Below are 18,869 nucleotides of genomic sequence, written 5' to 3' on the forward strand. Positions count from 1 at the left end.
CTGCACTTCATCCAGTGCCGCGATTCCGACCTGGTCGGCAAGCCCTTCTTCGCCAAGTACGACCCCGAGGCGGTCTGGCTGGACGACCTCAAACCCGCCTTCGCCGACCGCTTCCCCTGGCAGGGACCCAGGACCGAGGGCAGCGGCGCGTCCCGGCTTCCCGTCGTCTGACCGGAGCCCCTGGAAAGAAGTCTTGAAAGGCGGCAGCGGCATGACCTTGGCGATCTCGGACTACCCCCGCAAGCGGCTCGGCAAAGTCGCCGAGGTGAACGGCATGACCACCACCGACGGCCCGTGGATCGCCGTGCGCGAGGCGTTCGACATCACCGGCCTCAAGCCCGGGGTGCTGGCGAGGTGGGGGGAGGAGGGTCTCCTCTCGGTCTTGCGGACCGCCGAGCGGACGCAGCGGCTCTACCTGAAGCCCGAGCTTGAACTGCTCGTCGGCTTGGGCACATGCGCGCCGCCGACCCTGCGCAGCGTGCGCCGCTACCTGCGGACCCATGAGGGGGCGCGCCTGGTGACCGCACTGGCGGGCCTGCTGAGCGGTCAGGGGTTCATGGTCGAGATGGTCGATGAGCTGTGCCTGCGCGTGGCGAAGGGCACAGGCCCAGGTGCGGTGGAGATCGAAGGTCGCCGCCGCGGCGACGACGGCGACCGCTGGTGGTTCGGTTGGGTCGGCGGCTCGTGGATGTGCGAGGCCGACAAGCCGGCCGACGCCGGAGTGCAGGTGAAGGCGGCGCTGCGCGAGGTGATGGTGGCCTGATGACGAGGCGACGACCGCGCACTTTCCGCCAGACCGGACACGCCCAGCCGCGAGCCGAAAGCGCGCGGGCGGGGCGCGGGTCCTGGAGTCGCCCGGGCGAGGACGCTCCAGGACCCATCCAGGCACCGGGCGGGGGTCGAATGCCCCCGCCCCCGCCCGGTCCTCGGCCGTCCGGATCGAGAGACACCCGTGACGGCCCGCGCAAGGCGGGCATCGTCTCGCAGGCTTGAGGGAGGGCTCATGTCAGAGGTCGGGGTGAATCCCGACGAGGCCGTGGCCGGCGGTCGGGAGGCGGGGATGCTGGCCCTGTCGTTCCGGGGCCTCGCCACGATGTTCCAGTCGACGATCGATGTCGCGTTCATGCGCGCCGGGGAGTGGCCGGTCAAGAACGGCTACCTGGCGTACGCCGAGGAGCAGATGTCCAAGATCGCCAGAGTGCAGGCGCACGGCGAGGGGCTCAGCGGCGCCGTCGAGGGCGCCGGTGCCGCGGGCGCCGAGACCGACCGGCGGATCGACGAGGACTACCAGGGCGTCCGGGGACTGCTGCTGCGCGACCTGAACCACGAACTCGGACGGCAATGACATGGCCGGCTTCGATCCCCAGGACACCGACGCCGACCCCGACCAGATCGACCTGTCGGTGGAGGCGTTCTACGACGTCGCGGGAAGGATCACCGGGCGGAGCGGGGAGTTGGAGGGCGCCTTCAACGGCGCGGCGATGAACTTCTCCGACCTGATCGCCCACGACATCTGGAAGCAGAACGAGTACAACGCCGAGGACTGGAGGTCGGCCGTCGAGGCGGCCGTCTACGGCGCCGGCGTCACCAGGGCGTGGGCCGGTGACGTGCGGGAGTTCAAGAGCAGGCGCCGGGAGCTCATCGGCCGGTGGGAGACCGCCCGCGGCGACGACTTCGGCGTCGTGAAGCAGGAGCCGCACCCGAACCTGGACAGGGTCGAGCTCCTCGTCGATCCCCTCGCGGTGGAGCGGAGGCTGTCGGAGGACTTCGTCCGCCGCCGGGCCGCCGCGGAGGCGTCCCTGCTCCGCGGCCTGTCGGGCCAGGCCCAGACCGCGTGGGACGCACTCCAGGAGAAGGCGGAGCTGCGCGGGCGGCAGCTCGCGCAGGGGCCGACGCCCCAGAACCTGCGGCACCTGGTCAGGCACGGCGTGCTGGGCTGGGCCCCGTACAACATCCGGGGCGCCGACGCGCCGCTGCCGCTCAACCCGGAGATGGCCGGGCTGGACGCCCAGGCGCTCCGCGACTACCTCAACGGCGACCTGGAGCCCGACGCCGGCTACGCCGCGATCATCGCGGCGCTCAACGCGGCCGTCCGGCAGGGCATCGGGCGTGCGGGTGACGGCGAGCGCGTCGATCCGGAGGTCATCGAGTACCTGGAGTCCTTCTACGGCGAGCTGGGCGGCGACCTCATGGTGATGGACGCCTACGCCAACGACGACATGGGGCTGGGCGACCGGGCCCTGCTGCAAGGGGACACGCTCCGGGCGCTGGGCGGCGGCCTGCTGGTCCTGTCCAACGGCAGGCTCGGCGGCGGGTTCGACCGCCTCCCCCAGGCCGTGCGGGGCCTGTTCAACGGCGACTTCGTGAACGACGCCCCCGCGCAGACGCCGACCGATGCGTGGGGCCGCGACTACGCGGCGCTCGCCGACCTGCTGGGGCACGCCGACCGCCGCCTCACCCCAGGCACCGACTTCGCCGTGAACCTCATCGCCGTCACGCCGCACTACCTCGAGGTCATCGCCTCCCACCCCAACCAGATGGCGAGCGAGGAGTTCCGGCTCCTGGACGGCTCGGCGCGGACCATGCTGCGCGTCGCCACCCGCGACATCGAGGCGAACCACGCCATCCTCACCGGCGACTTCGAGCCCGGCGAGGTCGGCAGCGCGACGCCCGAGCTGCTGCGGTCGCTCTTCACCCACGACTGGGCCGACGACGGCGCCATGGCCGCGCGGCTCACCGACTGGATCTACGAGGACGGCGTGGACGAGAGGCTCGCCGGGGAGGCCACCGCGGCGCTCATCAACACCGTCACCGGCATCGGCGACGGCGGGCTCTACGCCGCCCTCACCGACACGAACGCCGGCCTCGACTCCATGGGCATGATCAACCCGGAGCTGTCCCGCGGCCTCGGCAACATCGCCGTCGCCTACCTCGACGACTTCGCCGCCCTCCAGGACGACGCGGAGACGACCTCGTTCGCCGGCGGCGACCTGGAGGTCGCCTACGACGCCCGCGCCCGCTTCTTCGAACTGGTCGCCGGGGACGCGGGCGCGGCCACCCACCTGTCCGCGGCCGTGGAGACCTTCGAGCACAACAACCTGCTCGCCTACGCGGGCGTTCCCCGGGAGAACGCGGCGTCGGAGTTCGGCGCCGCGAACGCGAGGCTGCGCGCCTACCTCGACGCGGGACTGCTGAACGAGGCGATGGACCGCACCGGCAACGCGCACGACGCCGCGGCCGACGCCGCGTTCAGGGAGTTGAACGGCCAGACCTTGGTCTCCGGGGTGCTCAAGGAGACCATCGGCAACTTCGGCCCGTGGAGCGCCCTCGGCAAGGCCGTCATCGGTGTGAGCAACGAGGCGTACCGCTTCGACGCGCGGGCCGGCTCGAGCGTGCCGGACGTGGTGCTCCAGCTTCCGAACGCGGAGCGCCAGTACTCGCGGACCGACCTTTCCCAGCAGACCATGCTGTCGCTCGTCCACGCCGCGGTGCGGGACGGGCGCATCCCGATGGACGAGGTCCCGCAGGTCCTGCGCACCGGCGAGGAGCGATCCCCGATCAGGCGGCTCGACGAGGTCCCGGGCAGCGAGCGCGACCAGGCCGAGGACGCCGCGCGCCGGCTGCTGGAGCAGCCGTTCCCGGGGTTCCGGGACCTGCTGGAGGTGCAGGAACGCGAGTACGCGGACGTCTTCAGCACCCACGCCGCCAGCAGTCCCGACCACTACAAGCTGTACGTCCGCAACGGTGAGACGTCGGAGTACTGGAGGCGGTGGTTCTGAACACCAGGGACACCACCCCGGGCCAGCAACTGGTCAGGTGCGCGGCGGATGTGCGGGCTCCAGGTGGGCGCGTTCTCCTTGCGGGCCGAACAGGGTGAGGACCTCCGCGGGCCGGCTGTCGGCGCTGCCGATCCGGTGCGGTATGCGGGTGTCGAACTCCGCGGCCTCGCCGACGCCGAGTAAGAACTCCTGCTCGCCGAGCACGAACCTGACCTGTCCGTTGAGGACGTAGAACCACTCGTAGCCCTCGTGGGTCTGCGGGGTCGTCGCGGGCGCCCGCCCGGCGGGCGGATAGATCACCTTGTAGGCCTGGACGCCGCCGGGCCGCCTGGTCAGGGGGATGATCACCAGGCCGGATCGGCGCACTGGCCGCAGGTGGATGCGCGGGTCTCCGGTGGGCGGGGCCGCGACGAGATCGTCGAGCGGGACGCCGTGCGCCCGGGCCAGCGGCAGCAGCTGCTCCAGCGTGGGGCGGAGCCTGCCGTTCTCGAGACGGGACAGGGTGCTCGCCGTGAGGCCGGTTTCGTCTGCCAGCGCCGCCAGCGTGGCGTTCCGCGCCCGGCGCAGGGCACGTAGACGCGGCCCGACTCCGGCCAGAACGTCTTCCGCGGGGTTGTCCATGTGCCGATGATGCGGATCCGCAACTTTTCTTGCAAGGGGGAACGGCGGTGGTGATGCTGCCGGTACATCACCGCCGTCGAAGGGCAGACTCGCATGGATTCCACCGCGGACGCCGAGGCGTTCTGGGAGCGGCACTACCGCGCCCGGCGCGCCTGGGACGCGCGCGTCAACCCGGTGCTCGCGGAGATCGCCGCACCGCTGAACAGCGGTGCGGCTCTGGATCTGGGCTGCGGCGCCGGTGGCGACGCCGTATGGCTCGCCCGGCGGGGCTGGCACGTCACCGCCGTGGACATCTCCACCACTGCCGTCGAACGGGTGCGGGAACGCGCTCGCGAGCTCGGTCTCGCGGGGAGGGTCGCCGCCGAACAGCACGATCTGGCCACGAGCTTCCCGGCCGGGGGGTTCGATCTCGTCTCCGCCCAGTACTTCCACTCCCCGTTCCCGCTGCTCCGCGGCCAGGTCCTGCGGACCGCCGCGCGGGCCCTGCGCCCCGGCGGCCTGCTGCTGATCGTCGACCACGGCTCCACCGCGCCCTGGTCGTGGAACCAGGACCCCGGCATCCACTTCCCCACTCCCGCCGAGGTCGCCGCCGAACTCGATCTGGACGCCGCGCACTGGTCCGTGCTGCGCGCCGACATGCCCCGTCGCCCGGCCACCGGACCCGCGGGTGAGACCGCCACCGTCATCGACAACATCCTGCTCGTCCAGCGAACCGGAACGGAGTGACCCCGATGCGGGCCAAGGACGCCACGCCGCCGCGGACCGGCGCCAGTGAGAAGGCCACCCTGCGGGGCTTCCTCGACCAGCTGCGGGACGCGGTCGCGAACAAGGTCGCGGGCGTGCCGGAACCGCAGGTCCGAACGGGCGGAGTGCCCTCGGGCACCAGCCTTCTCGGGCTGCTCAAGCATCTGGCGTTCGTCGAACGGTTCTACTTCCTCGGTGAGGACGCGGGCGACTGGCGCGCGACCATGCGGCCGTCCGCGGAGGACACCGTCGACGGCGTGCTCGCCGACTACCGCAGGACCGTCGAGCGAGCGAACCGGGTCATCGACGCGTGCCCGGATCTGGCACTTCCCGCCCCGCGCCCGCCGCGTCCAGGGCCCGCGCCATCGATGCGCTGGGTCCTGGTGCACATGATCGAAGAGACCGGACGGCACGCCGGCCACGCCGACATCCTCCGCGAGCAGATCGACGGATCCACCGGCCGCTGAGTTCGGACGGCCGCGGGTCGCCGGGATCAGGGTTCTTGATCGGGGGTCAGTGGCAGGTGGTGCGGGGGCGGGTGCGGGAGGGTTCGGCCCGTCGAGGCGGTGATGCCGTCGAGGGCCAGTTCGAGGTAGCGGCGCCAGGCCTGCGGGTCGGTAGTGAGCAGCGGCGCGGCCGTGTGCTGGATGCCACTCAGCAGGAGCATCACGTCGGTGCCGGTGATGTCCGGGCGGACGATGCCCTGCCGGCGGGCGCGCTCGGTGAGCTCCTCCGCGACGTCGCACAGGCGATCGATCGCGTCGCGCACCTGCTGGTGCTGCAGGGACGGGCGTCCGACGACCTCGCAGAACGCCCGGTCCTTGACGAAGGTCTCCACTCCGGCGGCCATGAACTCCCGCAGCGCGAGGCCGGGATCGTCCGCCGTGAGCAGTGCGGTGCCGATGTCCGCGAGCTCGTCGAGCATGCCGAGCATGATCGCCGCCAGCAGTTCCCCCTTGGATGAGAAGTGGCGGAAGACCGTGCCCTTGCCTACTCCGGCGCACTGCGCGATCTCGCCGATGGACACCTCGACTCCGCGCTCGGCGAACGTTCTGGCCGCGGCGTCCAGCAGCAGCCGGCGGTTGCGGACCGCGTCGCTGCGCGATGGGCCGGCCGGCGTCGTTCCAGTCATGCGCCTCTCCTCCCCCCTCAGCGTACCTAAGGTGACCAGGCGGTCCGTTTCACTGCTAGGCTAAAGTGACCGCCCGGTCCGTTTACCGGGCCGGGCACCTGTGAGCGGAGGGAAGCAGATGAACGCCATGGTGGAAGGAAAGGTCGTCCTTGTGACGGGAGCGTCGTCGGGGATTGGCGAGGCCACTGCTCTGGCCCTCTCGGCGGAGGGGGCCCGTGTCGCGGTCGGGGCCCGGCGCGCCGACCGGCTGGAGTCCCTGGCGCGCAAGGCGCCCGGCGAGGTCCTGGCCCTCGAACTGGACGTGACCGACCAGGAGTCGGTGCGGGCCGCGGCCGCCAAGACCGTCGAGCACTTCGGCGCCCTGGACGTCCTGGTGAACAACGCCGGGGTGATGCTCAGCGGCCCGATCGCGGGCGCCGACACCACGGAATGGACGCGCATGGTCGAAACCAACCTGCTCGGGTCGATGTACGCGGTCCACGCGGCGTTGCCGCACCTGCTGGAGAGCAAGGGCATCGTCGTGCAGGTCTCGTCGACCTCGGGACGCATCGCGACGGCCAGCAGCGGCGTCTACGCGGCGACGAAGTTCGGCATCACCGCGTTCTCCGAGTCGCTGCGGCAGGAGGTCACCACCCGGGGCGTGCGTGTCGTGGTCGTCGAGCCCGGCTTCGTCGCCACCGAGCTGGCCGGCCACATCACCGACCCCGCGATCCAGGCCGCCGCGCGGAAGATGGCCGCCTCCATGCGCACCCTGCAGCCCGAGGACATCGCCAACGCCGTCGTCTACGCGGTCACCCAGCCGGAGCACGTCGCGGTCAACGAGATCCTCATCCGTCCGACCGACCAGACCCAGTAGCCGAACACGTTCAGCGGTGCTTCTCGGCCAGTGCCGCCAGTTCGTCCAGGAAGAGGAGCGCCTCCTTTTCTGGGGCCCCGGCGTCCCGGAAGAAGGCGAAATGGTCGATGCCGCCCTCGGCGAGAGTTGTGAGGGCGCGCTCGTCCAGTGGGGCTCCGATCAAGGTGACCGGGATCGGTCTTGCGGCTCGGTGTCGCAGGTTCGCCACTTGGGCCACCAGGTCCTCGGGGGTGCCGACGAGGTTGGGGGCCCATCCGTCGCCGTACTCGAGAACGCGGTCGAGGACGGTGGGGCCGTTGCCGCCGATCAGGATCGACGACCGCACCGGCTTCGGCCAGGAGAAGATCGGGCCGAAGTCGACGAACTCGCCGTGGAATTCGGCCCGTTCCTTGGTCCAGATCTCCTTCACCGCGAGCATCCGCTCGCGCATCAGGGCCATGCGCGTCCTGGGGTCGGTGCCGTGGTTGCGCATCTCCTGGCGGTTCCAGCCGGCGCCGACCGCGAGCTCGAAGCGGCCTCCGGAGAGGTGGTCCAGGCTCGCCGCCTGCTTGGCGAGCGTGATCGGGTCCCGCTGGACGGCCAGGGCGATCCCGGTGCCCAGGAGGAGGCGCTCGGTCGCGGTCGCGGCGGCCGCCAGCGCCACGAAGGGGTCCAAGGACCGGTAGTAGTCGCGGGCGGGGAGGTCGCCGCTGGGGTCCGGGGGCTGCTCGTCCACCGGGATGTGGGTGTGCTCGGCCACGAAGAGCGAATCCAGGCCGCGTTCCTCCACGGCCCGGGCCAGTTCGGCCGGCTGGAGACCCTCGTCGGTCAAGAACGTGCTCACGCCGAATCTCATCTCGACACCTTTCGCTACGGGGTTCCGAGACTGCCCGAGCCGGACGGGGTCTCCCAGAGCCCGTTTGCGTGTACGACGAGTGGTCCTACTACTCCCAGGGTCAGGCTGGTACGCACTGGTATGCTGACGACCGCCGATAATGGGCGGTATGGACGATCGGCAGCTCGGAGAGTTCCTGCGCAGCCGCCGGGGACGGCTGAGGCCGGAGGACGTGGGGCTGCCCGCCTCCGGGCGGCACCGGCGGGTGCCGGGGCTGCGCCGGGAGGAGCTGGCCGGGCTCGCGGGCGTGTCGGTCGCCTACCTCACCCGGCTCGAACAGGGCAAAGGCCACAACGTTTCAGCCGAGGTGCTGGACGCGCTCGCGCGTGCCCTGCGGCTGACGGCCAACGAGTACGAGCACCTCGAACACCTGGCCGGGGCCCGCAGGAGATCCGCGCCGCGGCAGGAGCGGGTGCGGAGCGCGTTGCGGGATCTGCTGGCCTCGATGAACGGGGTGCCCGCGTACCTGACGGGACGGTGTTCGGACATCCTGGCCTGGAACCCGCTGGCGACGGCCTTGTTCGGCGACTGGGACCGATGGCCGGCCGAGGAGCGCAACCTGGCGCGGATGGTGTTCCTGCGGCCCGAGTCCCGCAGGCTCTTCGTGGACTGGGAGTCCAAGGCGGCCGAGGTCGTCGGTGCACTGCGCCTGGAGGCGGGCCGACGGCCGGGGTTGCCGGCGCTCGTGGACGAGCTGTCGGTGAAGAGCGAGGAGTTCCGTCGCCTGTGGGCCCGGCATGACGTCAAGGAGAGGAGCCACGGGACCGATCGGCTGGATCATCCGGTCGCGGGCGCGCTCACGCTTTCGTTCGAGTCGTTCCGGCTGCCCGACGAGCCCGATCAGTGCCTGACCGTCTTCCACGCCCGGCCGGGCACCGCCACGGCGGAGAACCTGCGGCTGCTGGGCAGCTGGGGGTCGGACACGGACCGCCGGTGGTCAGGGCCAGAGGGCCTGGAGTACGGGAATCAGGGCGCTGCCCGCGGCGCTTTCGAGGATCGTCCGGAGTGAGAGCCCGAGGGCGCGGAGCCTGGCGTGGTCGGGTCGCGGCCGGCGGGTGGTTTCGGCGATCTCCTCGATGAGCCGCCGCGCCCGTTCGCCGTCCTCCTCGGTCAGCCCGAGCGTCGGCAGTGCCTGCGCGACCGCTTCGGTGAAGTTCGTGAGGGCGGGCACGTCGATCGTGGTCTCGGAGATCTGGGTGTTGTTCGGCCCGATCGCGAGTTGGCCCGACACGGAGCCGCCGATGTGCACGTCGTAGTCGTCGCGTTCTGCCATGGCCGGCCTTTCCTCAGTCGATGGTCAAACGCTCGTGGGCCTTGCGGTCGGACTGGAGGCCGACCGCGGTGACGTCGTACTGCCCCGGTCCGGACGGGACGTGGCCCGGAGCCTCGACCCGGCCGTCGTCTGTGGCGACGTAGACTCCGTCGGCCCCCAGGCCGGTGACGCGCACCGACTCGCGCGGGCGGAAGCCGATGGCGATCACAGTGAAGGTCTGGTCCGCTTCGGGAGCCGGGGGGTTGAACGAGATGTCGGGCGGGGTGAGCGGGGGCGTCGATTCGACGCCTTCCCTGCCCGTGCCGCGTCCGGGGCCCTTCACCTCCACCCAGTCGTCGGGCGTCAGGTGGGACAGCACGTCGTACACGTAGACGCGGTAGCGGCCGTCGGACGGGGCGTGCACCTTGATCACCTTCTCGGCCCGCCCCTGGCCGTCGGTCGTCGCGTGCCGGATCCCGCCGGAGCCGCCGTCCAGTTCGTCGAGCCCCATGAAGTGGATCGGCTGGCGCGGCTTGAACCCCGTCGCGGTGATCGTGAGCATGTCCCCCGGTTCGACGGTCGACGGCTCCGCGACGACCTTCATCTGCCCCTGCGGCTCCGGGGTCCGGGACCGTGACTCGGACGTGGACGGGGACGGGGGAGGCCGGGTGGAGACGACGCGGGTCGGGACGCCGGACGGCACGGCCGCCGGGGCGGGCGCCGACACCGGACGTCCCCCGCCGCGCACGGCGACCACGCCGGCGACCCCCGCGGTCGCCACCACCGTGACCACCACCACGATGACGGCGGGATGCGCCAGCACGGCCGCGCCGGACGCCTTGGCGCCCGTCGCGGCGGTCGCGTGCACGGCGAGCGCGGTTCCGCCCGCAGCGCCGCCGGCCGCCGCCAGGCCCGCCAGCATGCCGAGCGCGCGCCGCCGCACGCGGTCCTCTTGCTCGAAGTACGCCGCGTCCTCCGCCGAGTCCGAGCGCCGGGCGGACTGGTGGCCGAGCTTGAGCACCTGGCGCCAGACGCCCCATCGGAGCGCGCGGCCGAACGCGGGCGCGGTGGTCCGGGCGAGCCGGCAGGCCCGCTCGTGATCGCCGCGGTCGGCGGCGGCGGTCAGGACCGCCAGCACGATGGGTCCCGCGGAAGCCACCTCGCGTGGCGTGGCCGTGCGCGCCCAGGCATCGAGGGCCTCGGCGTAATCGGCCGGATCGGCCTCGCCTTCCGCGCCGGCCGCGAGGACGTGGCCGCCTGCCCCGGCCACGGCCAGGCCGACCCGCTCCAGTTCGGCGACATCGGCATCGTCGCCTGCCAGCGCGGTGAGCAGGCCGGACGGAACCGGCAGGCCGGGCAGGGCGCGCAGCACGTCCAAGGCGGCGCGGGCCTGCGCGTTCAGCCCCGCGACCAGGGCCTCTCTGAGGAAGGCGAGGTCGGTGCCGAGGGAGGCGCCCCGTCCCTCCTCGATCGCCGCCGCGGCCTGCAGCATGGTTCCGGGTTGCCCGTGGCAGGCCTCGTACACGCAGCGGACGCCGTCGAACTCCTCGTCGTCCAGGTCGCGGCCGAGTTTCGCCGTGACCAGCCCCAGTGCCTCTTCTTCCGCGAGCCCGCCCAGCTCCAGTCGCTGCGCCGCGCCGTCCCCGAGGGGGGCGGTCGTCCCGACCAGCAGGCTGCCGGCCGGGACGGCCTGGATCAGGTTCGTGAGGTCGTCGGCACGGCCCGGGAAGTCGTCGATGACGAAGAGCGCCCGGATCGGGGCCATCAGCTCTCCGAGGCGGGCGGGGGTGGGCCGGTAGTCCTCCACGTCGTAGCAGGTCTCGAAGAGCCGCTGCAGGACGTCCTCGACCGGCTGTCCGGCCGCGGCCAGGAAGACCACGTCGCCGTCCCAGTCCGCCGCGACCCGGCACAGCAGCGCCGATTTGCCCGCCCCCCGCGAGCCGTGCACCACCACCGGCCGCTTCTGTCGCAGCCACCGAGCCACGTCGGCCAGTTCTTCCTCGCGGCCGACGAGCGGGCCGGCGGGATCGGGTTTCTCCGAACGGGCGGGCCTTTTCCGTGCGCGCATCCGCGGCGCCGCTCCGGTGCCGACCGACACCGAGGAGCCGGTCGCGTTGATCACCACGTTGCGGTCGCCGACGACCATCTGGCCGCCGACGTCGCCGTCGACCCGCACTCCGCCGCGCATCGGCTCCCCGTCTCCGCCCGTGCCCCCGCTCCAAGGATCGGCCATCCGCCTTCCCGGACACAGACGCGCGACGGAAATGGCCGGGCCCGGCCGGGAACGGCGTTGTACTCGGCGATCAACTCTGCGGCGAGGCGAGGAGCATGCCGGTGATCATGTCGACGAGGGCTTCGCCCACCATCGTCCAGTCCGCGGGCCGGCCCGTGTAGGCCGCCGCGCGCTCCTGCTCGGCGCAGGTGTGGATGACCACGAGCCGCATGCTCTGGCTGCGCAGCGCCGCCACCTTCGGTGAAAGCCCGGGCGCCTGCGACCGGACCGCGACGATCGCCTTCCGGAACAGCGGAGCCTGCAGGGGCGCGGCGAGCTCTTCGGGGCCCAGGGTCGGGTCGGCGCAGACCTGGGCGGTGAAGCGCGCGTACCAGGTCGGGTGGCCGAGTTCGGCGAGGTGCTCGGTGTAGGGCAGCGCCAGGCTGGCGATGTGGTCGCGGGGATCGTCGGAGTCGCGCGCCTCCCGGGCCAGCTCCTGGATGCGGCGCGCGATGGGTTCGCCGTGGAAACGCGCGATGGCGCGGATGAGGTCGGCGCGCGAGCCGAAGTAGTAGGCCAGGGCCGAGTTGTTGCCCTGGCCCGCCGCTTCGACGATCTGGCGGTTGGAGACCTCCGCGAGGCCGTGCTCGGCGTAGAGCCGTTCGGCCGTGCGCAGCAGCAGCACGCGCGTGGCGTCGGCCTGCTCCCGCCGCGTGGCGGCCGGCCTGCGCGCGGCGCGCGGGCGCTGCGGAGTCGTGGCGTCCATGTGATCGTCTTCCTGTCGTCCGCGCGGCGGTCCCGGCTGACTTCGCATCTTCTCAGACATTCCTCTGACGAGATCTCCATGGTACAAGTAAGAAGACCTTCTTAAATCTAGGGCCGAGGAGCACCGCCGTGGACATCGAGGCCGACCGGGAGAGATGCGTCGGCGCCGGCCAGTGCGCGCTGGCCGCCCCCGGGGTGTTCGACCAGCGCGAGGCCGACGGTCTCGTCGAGGTCCTGGACCGCAGGCCGCCGCGGTCGCGATGGCAGGCCGTCCGGGAGGCCGAAGCCCTGTGTCCCGCCGCGGCGATCGCGGTCAGCGACGACTGAGACGAGGTAGTGATGCCTGGACGAGTCCAAGACAAGGTCGCCTTCATCACCGGGGCGGCGCGCGGCCAAGGCCGCAGCCACGCGGTGCACCTGGCACGGGAGGGCGCGGACATCATCGCGGTCGACATCTGCCGGCAGGTCGAGGGCGTCCTGTTCCCCATGCCCACACCGGACGATCTGGCCGAGACCGTCGCGCTGGTCGAGAAGGAGGGCCGCCGGATCGTCGCCGCGCAGGCCGACGTGCGGGATCACGAGGCGCTGAAGGCCGCCGTGGACGAAGGCGTCGCGCAACTCGGGCGCCTGGACATCGTCGTGGCCAACGCCGGCATCGGCGCCACCGGCGACCTCATGCAGTCGATGAAGGAGGAGGTCTGGCAGGACACCATCGACATCAACCTCACCGGGGTGTGGCACAGCGCCAAGGCCGCGATCCCGCACATCATCGAGGGCGGCCGCGGCGGAGCGATCGTGCTGACCAGTTCGGTCGGCGGTCTGCGCGGGTCCCAGCACATCGGCCACTACATCGCGGCGAAGCACGGCGTCGTGGGACTGATGCGGACGCTGGCCCTGGAGCTCGGGCAGCACAGCATCCGGGTCAACACCGTCCACCCCACCCAGGTCAACACGCCGATGCTGATGAACGACTGGACGTATCGGGCCTTCCGGCCGGACCTGGAGAACCCCACCGCCGAGGACTTCGCGCCGATCTCGCAGGAGAAGCACGTCCTCCCGGTGCCGTGGGTGGAGCCGGAGGACATCAGCAGAGCGGTGCTGTACCTGGTCTCCGAGGACGGCCGCTACGTCACCGGGGCGACCCTGCCGGTCGACGCGGGAAGCCTGCTCAGGTGAGCGTCCGCGCGTCCCGGCCCTCCCACGAAGGGAACGTTCGATGAGCACCGCGAAACAGCACGGCCGTCCCGCCTCCATCGTCGGGCAGCGCCCGTTCCCGCCCGAGCAGGTGGAGCGCCGGCCGGGCTGCCCGTTCGACCCGCCGGAGGCGCGGGAGCGGCTGCGCGAGGACGGGCCCGTCTCGAAGATCCGGCTGGCCAACGGCGCGGACCTGTGGGTGATCAGCGGATACGACGAGGCCCGCGCGGTCCTGTCCGACGTCCGGTTCAGCTCCGACGTCATCCGGCGCACCAGCTCGTTCAACCTGACTCCGGAGCAGGTGGCCGCGGGACCGTCCGGCTGCCCGGTGCACGAGGGCGAGCGCCGGGACGGCATGTTCATCTTCATGGACCCGCCCGAGCACACCCGGCTGCGCCGTCTTCTGATCAGCCAGTTCACCGTGCGCCGCATGAAGGCGCTGGAGACCCGGGTCCACGAGATCACCGTCGAGCTCGTCGAGGCCATGCGCGCCGGCGGCACCCGGGCCGACCTGGTCGCGGACTTCGCGCTGCCGCTGCCCTCGCTGGTGATCTGCGAGCTGCTCGGCGTCGCCTACGAGGACCGGGCGGAGTTCCAGGAACGCAGCGCGATCACGCTCAACACCGGCAACAGCGCGGAGGTGCAGGCCCAGGCGGGACTGGAGCTGCTGGAGTTCATGCGCACGCTGGTGGCCGCGAAGCGCGAGGACCCCGGCGACGACCTGCTCTCCGGCCTCATCCGCGGCGACCTCGCCGCCGACCCGCCCCTGTCGAACGCCGAACTGGTCGACATCGGCCTCACGCTGCTGGGCGCCGGGCACGAGACCACCGCCAACATGCTCGCGCTCAGCACCTTCGCGCTGCTGGAGCATTCGGACCAGCTCGCCGCGCTGCGCGCCGACCCCGCCCTGATCGACAACGGGGTCGAGGAACTGATGCGCTACCTGTCGATCATCCACACCGGACCGCGCCGGATCGCCACCGAGGACCTGACCGTCGCCGGTGTCACCATCCCCGCCGGCGACACCGTCTTGATCTCGGTGCCCACCGCCAATCGCGACGCCGCGCGCTGGTCCGCGCCCGAGCGGCTCGACCTCGCCCGGCCCCGGGCGCCGCACCTGGGTTTCGGCCACGGCGTCCACCAGTGCCTGGGCCAGCAGCTCGCCCGCGTCGAGCTGCGCATCGGGCTCGCCGAGCTGTTCACGCGCCTGCCGGACCTGCGGCTCGACGTCCCCGCCGCGGAGATCCCGCTGCGCACCGACATGGTCGTCTTCGGGGTCCACACGCTGCCCGTGGCCTGGGGATGACCGAGACCGCCGCGGCCCGCTACGCGGGCGCCCGGGTCCAGCGAGTCGAGGACGGCCGCCTGGTGACCGGGCACGGCACCTTTGTGGACGACATCGCGCGGCCGGGGATGCTCCACGCCTGCTTCGTGCGAAGCCCCATCGCGCGGGCGCGCGTCACGCACGTCGACGTCTCGCAGGCGCTGGAGCTGCCCGGGGTGCACGCGGTGTTCCTGGCCGGGGACCTCAATCCGGACGTGAAGGAGCAGTGGTACACCTCGCTCGGCCGGGACGCGGGCCTGGCCTGGCCGCCGCTGGCCTCGGACGAGGTGCGCTTCGTCGGGGACCCGGTGGCCCTGGTGGTCGCCGAGGACCGCTACCTGGCCGAGGACGCGACGGAGCTGGTGGAGGTGGACTACGAGCCGCTGCCCGCGATCGCCGACTACCGGGAGGCGCAGACCGCCGGCGTCCAGATCCACGAGGGCTACCCCGGCAACATCGCGGGCCAGGCGTCCGGGCCGCCGCCGGAAACGGTCGAGGACGCCTTCGCCTCGGCGCCGCACGTCGTCGAGGAGACCGTCTACCAGCAGGGCTACGCGGCGGTGCCGCTCGAGACGCGGGGGCTGGTGGTGGAGTGGACGGCGGGCAGCCGCGAGATGACGATCTGGGCCGCCACCCAGGCCCCGCACGAGGTCCGCGCGTTCTGCTCGCGGCTCCTGGGGCTGCCCGAGCACTCCGTCCGGGTCATCATGCGCGACACCGGCGGCGGCTTCGGCCAGAAGGTCGTCCCCCAGCGGGAGGAGATGTGCGTGATGCTGGCCGCGCGCAGGGTCGGCGGCGCCCTCAAGTGGATCGAGGACCGGCGCGAGAACCTGATGGCGGCGGGCCAGGCGCGCCACGAGCACGGCACGGTCAGGATGGCGTTCGACGACGAGGGCGCGATCCTGGCCGTGCGGCTCGACCACGTCCAGGACGTGGGCGCCTACCCGACACCGGGGCCGGTCAAGACGGCCGGCGCCGTCGGCATGTTCTTCCCCGGCCCCTACCGGGTGCCGCGCGGCGCCTGGTCGACCACGTCGGTGTTCTCCAACACCAGCGGCCGCACGGCCTACCGGGGCCCCTGGCAGTTCGAGTCCGTGGCGCGCGAGGTGCTGCTCGACATCGCCGCCCGCCGGCTGGGCATCGACGCGATCGAGCTGCGCAGGCGCAACCTGCTGCGCGGCGACGAGATGCCCTTCACCAACCCCAGCGGCATGCCCTACGACCACATGTCGCCGCTGGAGACCTTCGAGCAGGCCCTCGCGATGCTCGACCACGAGGCCTTCCGGCACGAGCAGCGCCGGGCGCGCGAGGCGGGCCGGTACCTCGGGGTCGGCGTCTCCGCCTACGTGGAGCCGACCACGACCGGGATGGGCTACTACGGAACGGAGGGCGCGACGATCCGCATCGAGCCGTCGGGCAAGGTGAACGTCTACGTGGCGGGCGGTTCGACGGGCAACAGCATCGAGACCACCGTGGTCCAGCTGACGGCCGACGCGCTGGGCGTCGACATCGAGGACGTCGCCACCATCCAGGGCGACACCGCGGTCACCCCGTTCGGCGCGGGGACCGGGGGGAGCCGGAGCGGATCCATGACCGCCGGGGCCGTCGCCGAGACCGCCCGCGTCCTGCGGGAGAAGCTCGTGGCGCTGGCCGCCCACCGCCTGGAGGCCGCGGAGGGCGACATCGAACTCGCGCACGGCCGCGCCCGCGTGCGCGGAACACCGTCCGCCGCGGTCGGCTACGCCGAACTGGCGGAACTCGCCTACTTCCGGCCGGAGGCGCTGCCGCCGGGCATCTCGGCCGGCCTGGAGGCGAGCGCCCGGTACAAGGCGCGGAGCCCCCTGCTCTGGGCCAACGCGACGCACGTGTGCACCTGCGAGGTCGACGTGACCACCGGCGAGGTGACCCTGCTGCGCTACATCGTGAGCGAGGACGCCGGGCCGATGATCAACCCGAACGTCGTCGAGGGGCAGATCGCCGGCGGGACCGTCCAGGGCATCGGCGGCGCCCTCCTGGAGCACCTCGCCCACGACGAGGACGGCAACCCGCTCGCCACCACCTTCATGGACTACCTGCTCCCGACCACCACCGACGTCCCCACGATCGAGTACGGCCACGTCGAGATCCCCGGACCCGGACCCGGAGGGTACAAGGGGGTCGGGGAGGGCGGCGCGATCGGCGCGCCGCCGGCCGTGATCAACGCCGTCGCCGACGCGCTGTCGCCGTTCGGCGTGCGGATCACGCGCCTGCCCGCAAGCCCCGCGGCCATCGTCTCCCTGCTCGAGTCACCGAACTGACCGATACGGCCACCCCGCCGGTGGTGTGCGGCGGTGCGATCTTGGGCACCTCTCGGAACACCGCCGGAGAACCGGCAAGGCCTGTGACGCCGACGTCCAAGCCGCCTCCCGGAGAGAACAGTCGACGCCGCCGTTCGCCGCACCGCGACGGCGCCCCCACCCCGAAGAACTGTCGATCAGCTGTAGCCCCCGACCGCTGATGAGAGGCGACTGTGTACCGAACCAGACGTTTCCCGGCAACCAGACGTTTCCAGGCGGCCGCCGTGGCCTGCGCCGCGGCCCTGGTCACGGCCGCGTGCAACGGCCACGCCGCCATCACCTCGACCGGGCCGGCGGGCGACCCCGTGCCCGGCGGCACCGCCCGCATCATCATGATCAACGAGCCGCGGAGCCTCGATCCCGCGGCCATGTCCAACGCGTGGGCGTTCAACGCCGTCCTGGGCAACGCCCTGTACGGCACCCTGATGACCAACGACGTCCAGACCGGCCGCGTCGACCAGCAGATGGCCGAGAGCTTCACCACCAAGGACAAGGGCGCGACCTTCGAGTTGAAGCTGCGCGCCGGCCTGACCTTCACCGACGGCGCACCGCTGGACGCGCACGCCGTGAAGTTCAACTGGGACCGGATCCGGAACCCGGCCACCGGCTCCTCCTCCATCCGCGACGCGGCGATGGTCGCCTCGACCGAGGTCGTGGACGCCCGGACCCTGAAGATCGCGCTGCGGATGCCCATCCCCAACTACGCCCACTCCGTGGTCGCCGGGGGGATGAACTGGATCGCCTCGCCGAAGGCGCTGGCGAAGGGGCAGCGGGCCTACGACGCCGCTCCCGCCGGCGCGGGCCCGTTCACCCTGAGGTCCTGGGACCGCCAGGACAAGATCATGCTGGTGAAGAACCCGAGGTACTGGGACGCCCCCAAGCCCTACCTCGACCGCATCGAGCTGCGCTCCACGTCCGACACCATGCAGCGGCTGAGCAGCCTGACCAGCGGCGGCGCCGACGTGGTCGTGGACACCAGCTGGAAGAGCATCGACAAGGCCCGCAAGGCCGGATTCCCGACCCAGGTCATGCCGCTGAGCGGCGGTCAGGCCCTGACCATGAACACGCGCAGGCCGCCGTTCAACGATCTTCGCGCGCGCCAGGCCATCGCCGCCGCGCTGGACCTCGATGCCACCGACCTCTCCGTCTACAACGGCAAGGGGAAGATCCCCTACAGGCTGTTCACCGAGACCTCGCCGTTCTACGAGGACATCCCGCTGACGAGGCAGGACAAGAAGACCGCGCAGAAGCTGTTCGACCAGCTCGCCGCCGAGGGCAAGCGCGTCTCGTTCACCTTCACCGCCCAGACCAGCCCGGACCCCAGGGCCGTGGCGGAAAGCGTCCAGGCCCAGCTCAGCGCGTTCAGGAACGTCGACGTCAAGATCCGGATCATCGCCTCCGCCGAGACCGCCGCGCTCTTCGCCTCGCGCGACTACGACATGCTCATCTCCTCGGCCCTGATGGTGGACCCCGAACCGCAGTTGTGGACCGTCCACCACGGCCGGTCCTCCGCCAACTACTCGGGACTCAGCGATCCGCAGCTCAACGCCGCGCTGGACAAGGGCCGCCTGTCGACCTCGATGGCGGAACGCAAGGCGGCCTACAAGGTGGTGCAGGAGCGGCTGGCCGCCCTCGTCCCCGTCGTCTACTACACCCGTGCCGCGCCCGCGGTCGAGACGGCCGGGAACGTCCACGGCGCCAGGCTGTACGGCTTCGGGTCGCTGCTGCCCGAGGAGCTGTGGATGCGACGGTGACGCCGCGGGGGGAGGCGGCGGAACCG

The 18,869-nt window shown here is 71.9% G+C and carries 17 protein-coding genes and 2 pseudogenes; 13 read left to right on the plus strand and 6 right to left on the minus strand.

All coding sequences use genetic code 11. The features are described from left to right. The 4 genes and pseudogenes from ACFPZN_RS29520 to ACFPZN_RS56810 form a co-directional block, all read left to right on the plus strand. Positions 1 to 171 (plus strand): annotated as a pseudogene (locus tag ACFPZN_RS29520) (lysine 2,3-aminomutase); the annotation flags it as partial. A 40-nt stretch (positions 172 to 211) separates the two neighbouring features. Further along, a complete protein-coding gene (locus ACFPZN_RS29525) occupies positions 212 to 763 on the plus strand; it encodes a hypothetical protein (protein ID WP_378285510.1) in 552 nt (183 codons plus the stop codon). A 240-nt stretch (positions 764 to 1,003) separates the two neighbouring features. Beyond that, complete coding sequence (locus ACFPZN_RS29530; protein ID WP_378285511.1) at positions 1,004 to 1,345, plus strand: hypothetical protein; 342 nt, start codon at positions 1,004 to 1,006, stop codon at positions 1,343 to 1,345. 646 nt (positions 1,346 to 1,991) lie between these two features. Then, positions 1,992 to 2,732: pseudogene (locus ACFPZN_RS56810) on the plus strand (TPR repeat domain-containing protein); the annotation flags it as partial. Positions 2,733 to 3,812: 1,080 nt separating this feature from the next. Here ACFPZN_RS56810 and ACFPZN_RS29540 read toward each other — a convergent pair. Further along, entirely contained in the window at positions 3,813 to 4,400 is a 588-nt protein-coding gene (locus ACFPZN_RS29540; protein WP_378285512.1) for a helix-turn-helix domain-containing protein, read from the minus strand. Positions 4,401 to 4,493: 93 nt separating this feature from the next. On the opposite strand from ACFPZN_RS29540, the gene ACFPZN_RS29545 reads away from it, so the two are divergent. Both ACFPZN_RS29545 and ACFPZN_RS29550 read left to right on the plus strand, forming a co-directional pair. Beyond that, positions 4,494 to 5,126, plus strand: a complete 633-nt coding sequence (locus tag ACFPZN_RS29545) for a class I SAM-dependent methyltransferase (protein ID WP_378285513.1) — start codon at positions 4,494 to 4,496, stop codon at positions 5,124 to 5,126. 5 nt (positions 5,127 to 5,131) lie between these two features. Further along, positions 5,132 to 5,611 carry a DinB family protein gene (locus ACFPZN_RS29550; protein WP_378285514.1) on the plus strand — a complete coding sequence of 160 codons (480 nt, stop codon included), beginning with the start codon at positions 5,132 to 5,134 and terminating at the stop codon, positions 5,609 to 5,611. Positions 5,612 to 5,637: 26 nt separating this feature from the next. Here the strand turns inward: ACFPZN_RS29550 and ACFPZN_RS29555 are convergent, their stop codons facing one another. Continuing rightward, positions 5,638 to 6,276 (minus strand): TetR/AcrR family transcriptional regulator, encoded by a 639-nt coding sequence (locus ACFPZN_RS29555; RefSeq protein WP_378285515.1) that lies wholly within the window; start codon positions 6,274 to 6,276, stop codon positions 5,638 to 5,640. 118 nt (positions 6,277 to 6,394) lie between these two features. Here ACFPZN_RS29555 and ACFPZN_RS29560 point away from each other — a divergent pair, with 118 nt between their 5' ends. After that, entirely contained in the window at positions 6,395 to 7,132 is a 738-nt protein-coding gene (locus ACFPZN_RS29560; RefSeq protein ID WP_378285516.1) for an SDR family NAD(P)-dependent oxidoreductase, read from the plus strand. 10 nt (positions 7,133 to 7,142) lie between these two features. Here the strand turns inward: ACFPZN_RS29560 and ACFPZN_RS29565 are convergent, their stop codons facing one another. Next, entirely contained in the window at positions 7,143 to 7,955 is an 813-nt protein-coding gene (locus tag ACFPZN_RS29565; protein WP_378285517.1) for an LLM class F420-dependent oxidoreductase, read from the minus strand. A gap of 160 nt (positions 7,956 to 8,115) precedes the next feature. Here ACFPZN_RS29565 and ACFPZN_RS29570 point away from each other — a divergent pair, with 160 nt between their 5' ends. Next, complete coding sequence (locus ACFPZN_RS29570; protein WP_378285518.1) at positions 8,116 to 9,015, plus strand: helix-turn-helix domain-containing protein; 900 nt, start codon at positions 8,116 to 8,118, stop codon at positions 9,013 to 9,015. Here the strand turns inward: ACFPZN_RS29570 and ACFPZN_RS29575 are convergent. The 3 genes from ACFPZN_RS29575 to ACFPZN_RS29585 all read right to left on the minus strand — a co-directional run bounded on the left by ACFPZN_RS29575 (position 8,944) and on the right by ACFPZN_RS29585 (position 12,236). Then, on the minus strand, positions 8,944 to 9,279 hold the full coding sequence (locus ACFPZN_RS29575) for a hypothetical protein (RefSeq protein ID WP_378285519.1): 336 nt from the start codon (positions 9,277 to 9,279) through the stop codon (positions 8,944 to 8,946). The genes ACFPZN_RS29570 and ACFPZN_RS29575 overlap by 72 nt on opposite strands. A 13-nt stretch (positions 9,280 to 9,292) precedes the next feature. Next, complete coding sequence (locus ACFPZN_RS29580; RefSeq protein WP_378285520.1) at positions 9,293 to 11,446, minus strand: hypothetical protein; 2,154 nt, start codon at positions 11,444 to 11,446, stop codon at positions 9,293 to 9,295. A 115-nt stretch (positions 11,447 to 11,561) separates the two neighbouring features. Next, positions 11,562 to 12,236 carry a TetR family transcriptional regulator gene (locus ACFPZN_RS29585; protein WP_378285521.1) on the minus strand — a complete coding sequence of 225 codons (675 nt, stop codon included), beginning with the start codon at positions 12,234 to 12,236 and terminating at the stop codon, positions 11,562 to 11,564. 128 nt (positions 12,237 to 12,364) lie between these two features. Between ACFPZN_RS29585 and ACFPZN_RS29590 the strand changes: the two genes are divergently transcribed. From ACFPZN_RS29590 to ACFPZN_RS29610, 5 genes are all read left to right on the plus strand, one after another. Then, positions 12,365 to 12,562, plus strand: a complete 198-nt coding sequence (locus ACFPZN_RS29590) for a ferredoxin (protein ID WP_378285522.1) — start codon at positions 12,365 to 12,367, stop codon at positions 12,560 to 12,562. Positions 12,563 to 12,574: 12 nt separating this feature from the next. Beyond that, positions 12,575 to 13,411 carry a mycofactocin-coupled SDR family oxidoreductase gene (locus tag ACFPZN_RS29595; RefSeq protein WP_378285523.1) on the plus strand — a complete coding sequence of 279 codons (837 nt, stop codon included), beginning with the start codon at positions 12,575 to 12,577 and terminating at the stop codon, positions 13,409 to 13,411. A gap of 40 nt (positions 13,412 to 13,451) precedes the next feature. Next, the gene (locus ACFPZN_RS29600) at positions 13,452 to 14,735 is read left to right on the plus strand and encodes a cytochrome P450 (protein WP_378285524.1); all 1,284 of its coding nucleotides are present in this window, start codon (positions 13,452 to 13,454) and stop codon (positions 14,733 to 14,735) included. Next, the gene (locus ACFPZN_RS29605; protein WP_378285525.1) at positions 14,732 to 17,050 is read left to right on the plus strand and encodes a xanthine dehydrogenase family protein molybdopterin-binding subunit; all 2,319 of its coding nucleotides are present in this window, start codon (positions 14,732 to 14,734) and stop codon (positions 17,048 to 17,050) included. Before ACFPZN_RS29600 ends, ACFPZN_RS29605 begins: the two co-directional genes overlap by 4 nt. Before the next feature lie 263 nt (positions 17,051 to 17,313). Further along, the gene (locus ACFPZN_RS29610) at positions 17,314 to 18,843 is read left to right on the plus strand and encodes an ABC transporter substrate-binding protein (protein ID WP_378285526.1); all 1,530 of its coding nucleotides are present in this window, start codon (positions 17,314 to 17,316) and stop codon (positions 18,841 to 18,843) included. Positions 18,844 to 18,869: the final 26 nt, after the last annotated feature.

This window comes from Actinomadura rugatobispora (assembly GCF_042656285.1).
GTDB classification, from domain to species: Bacteria; Actinomycetota; Actinomycetes; order Streptosporangiales; family Streptosporangiaceae; genus Spirillospora; species Spirillospora rugatobispora.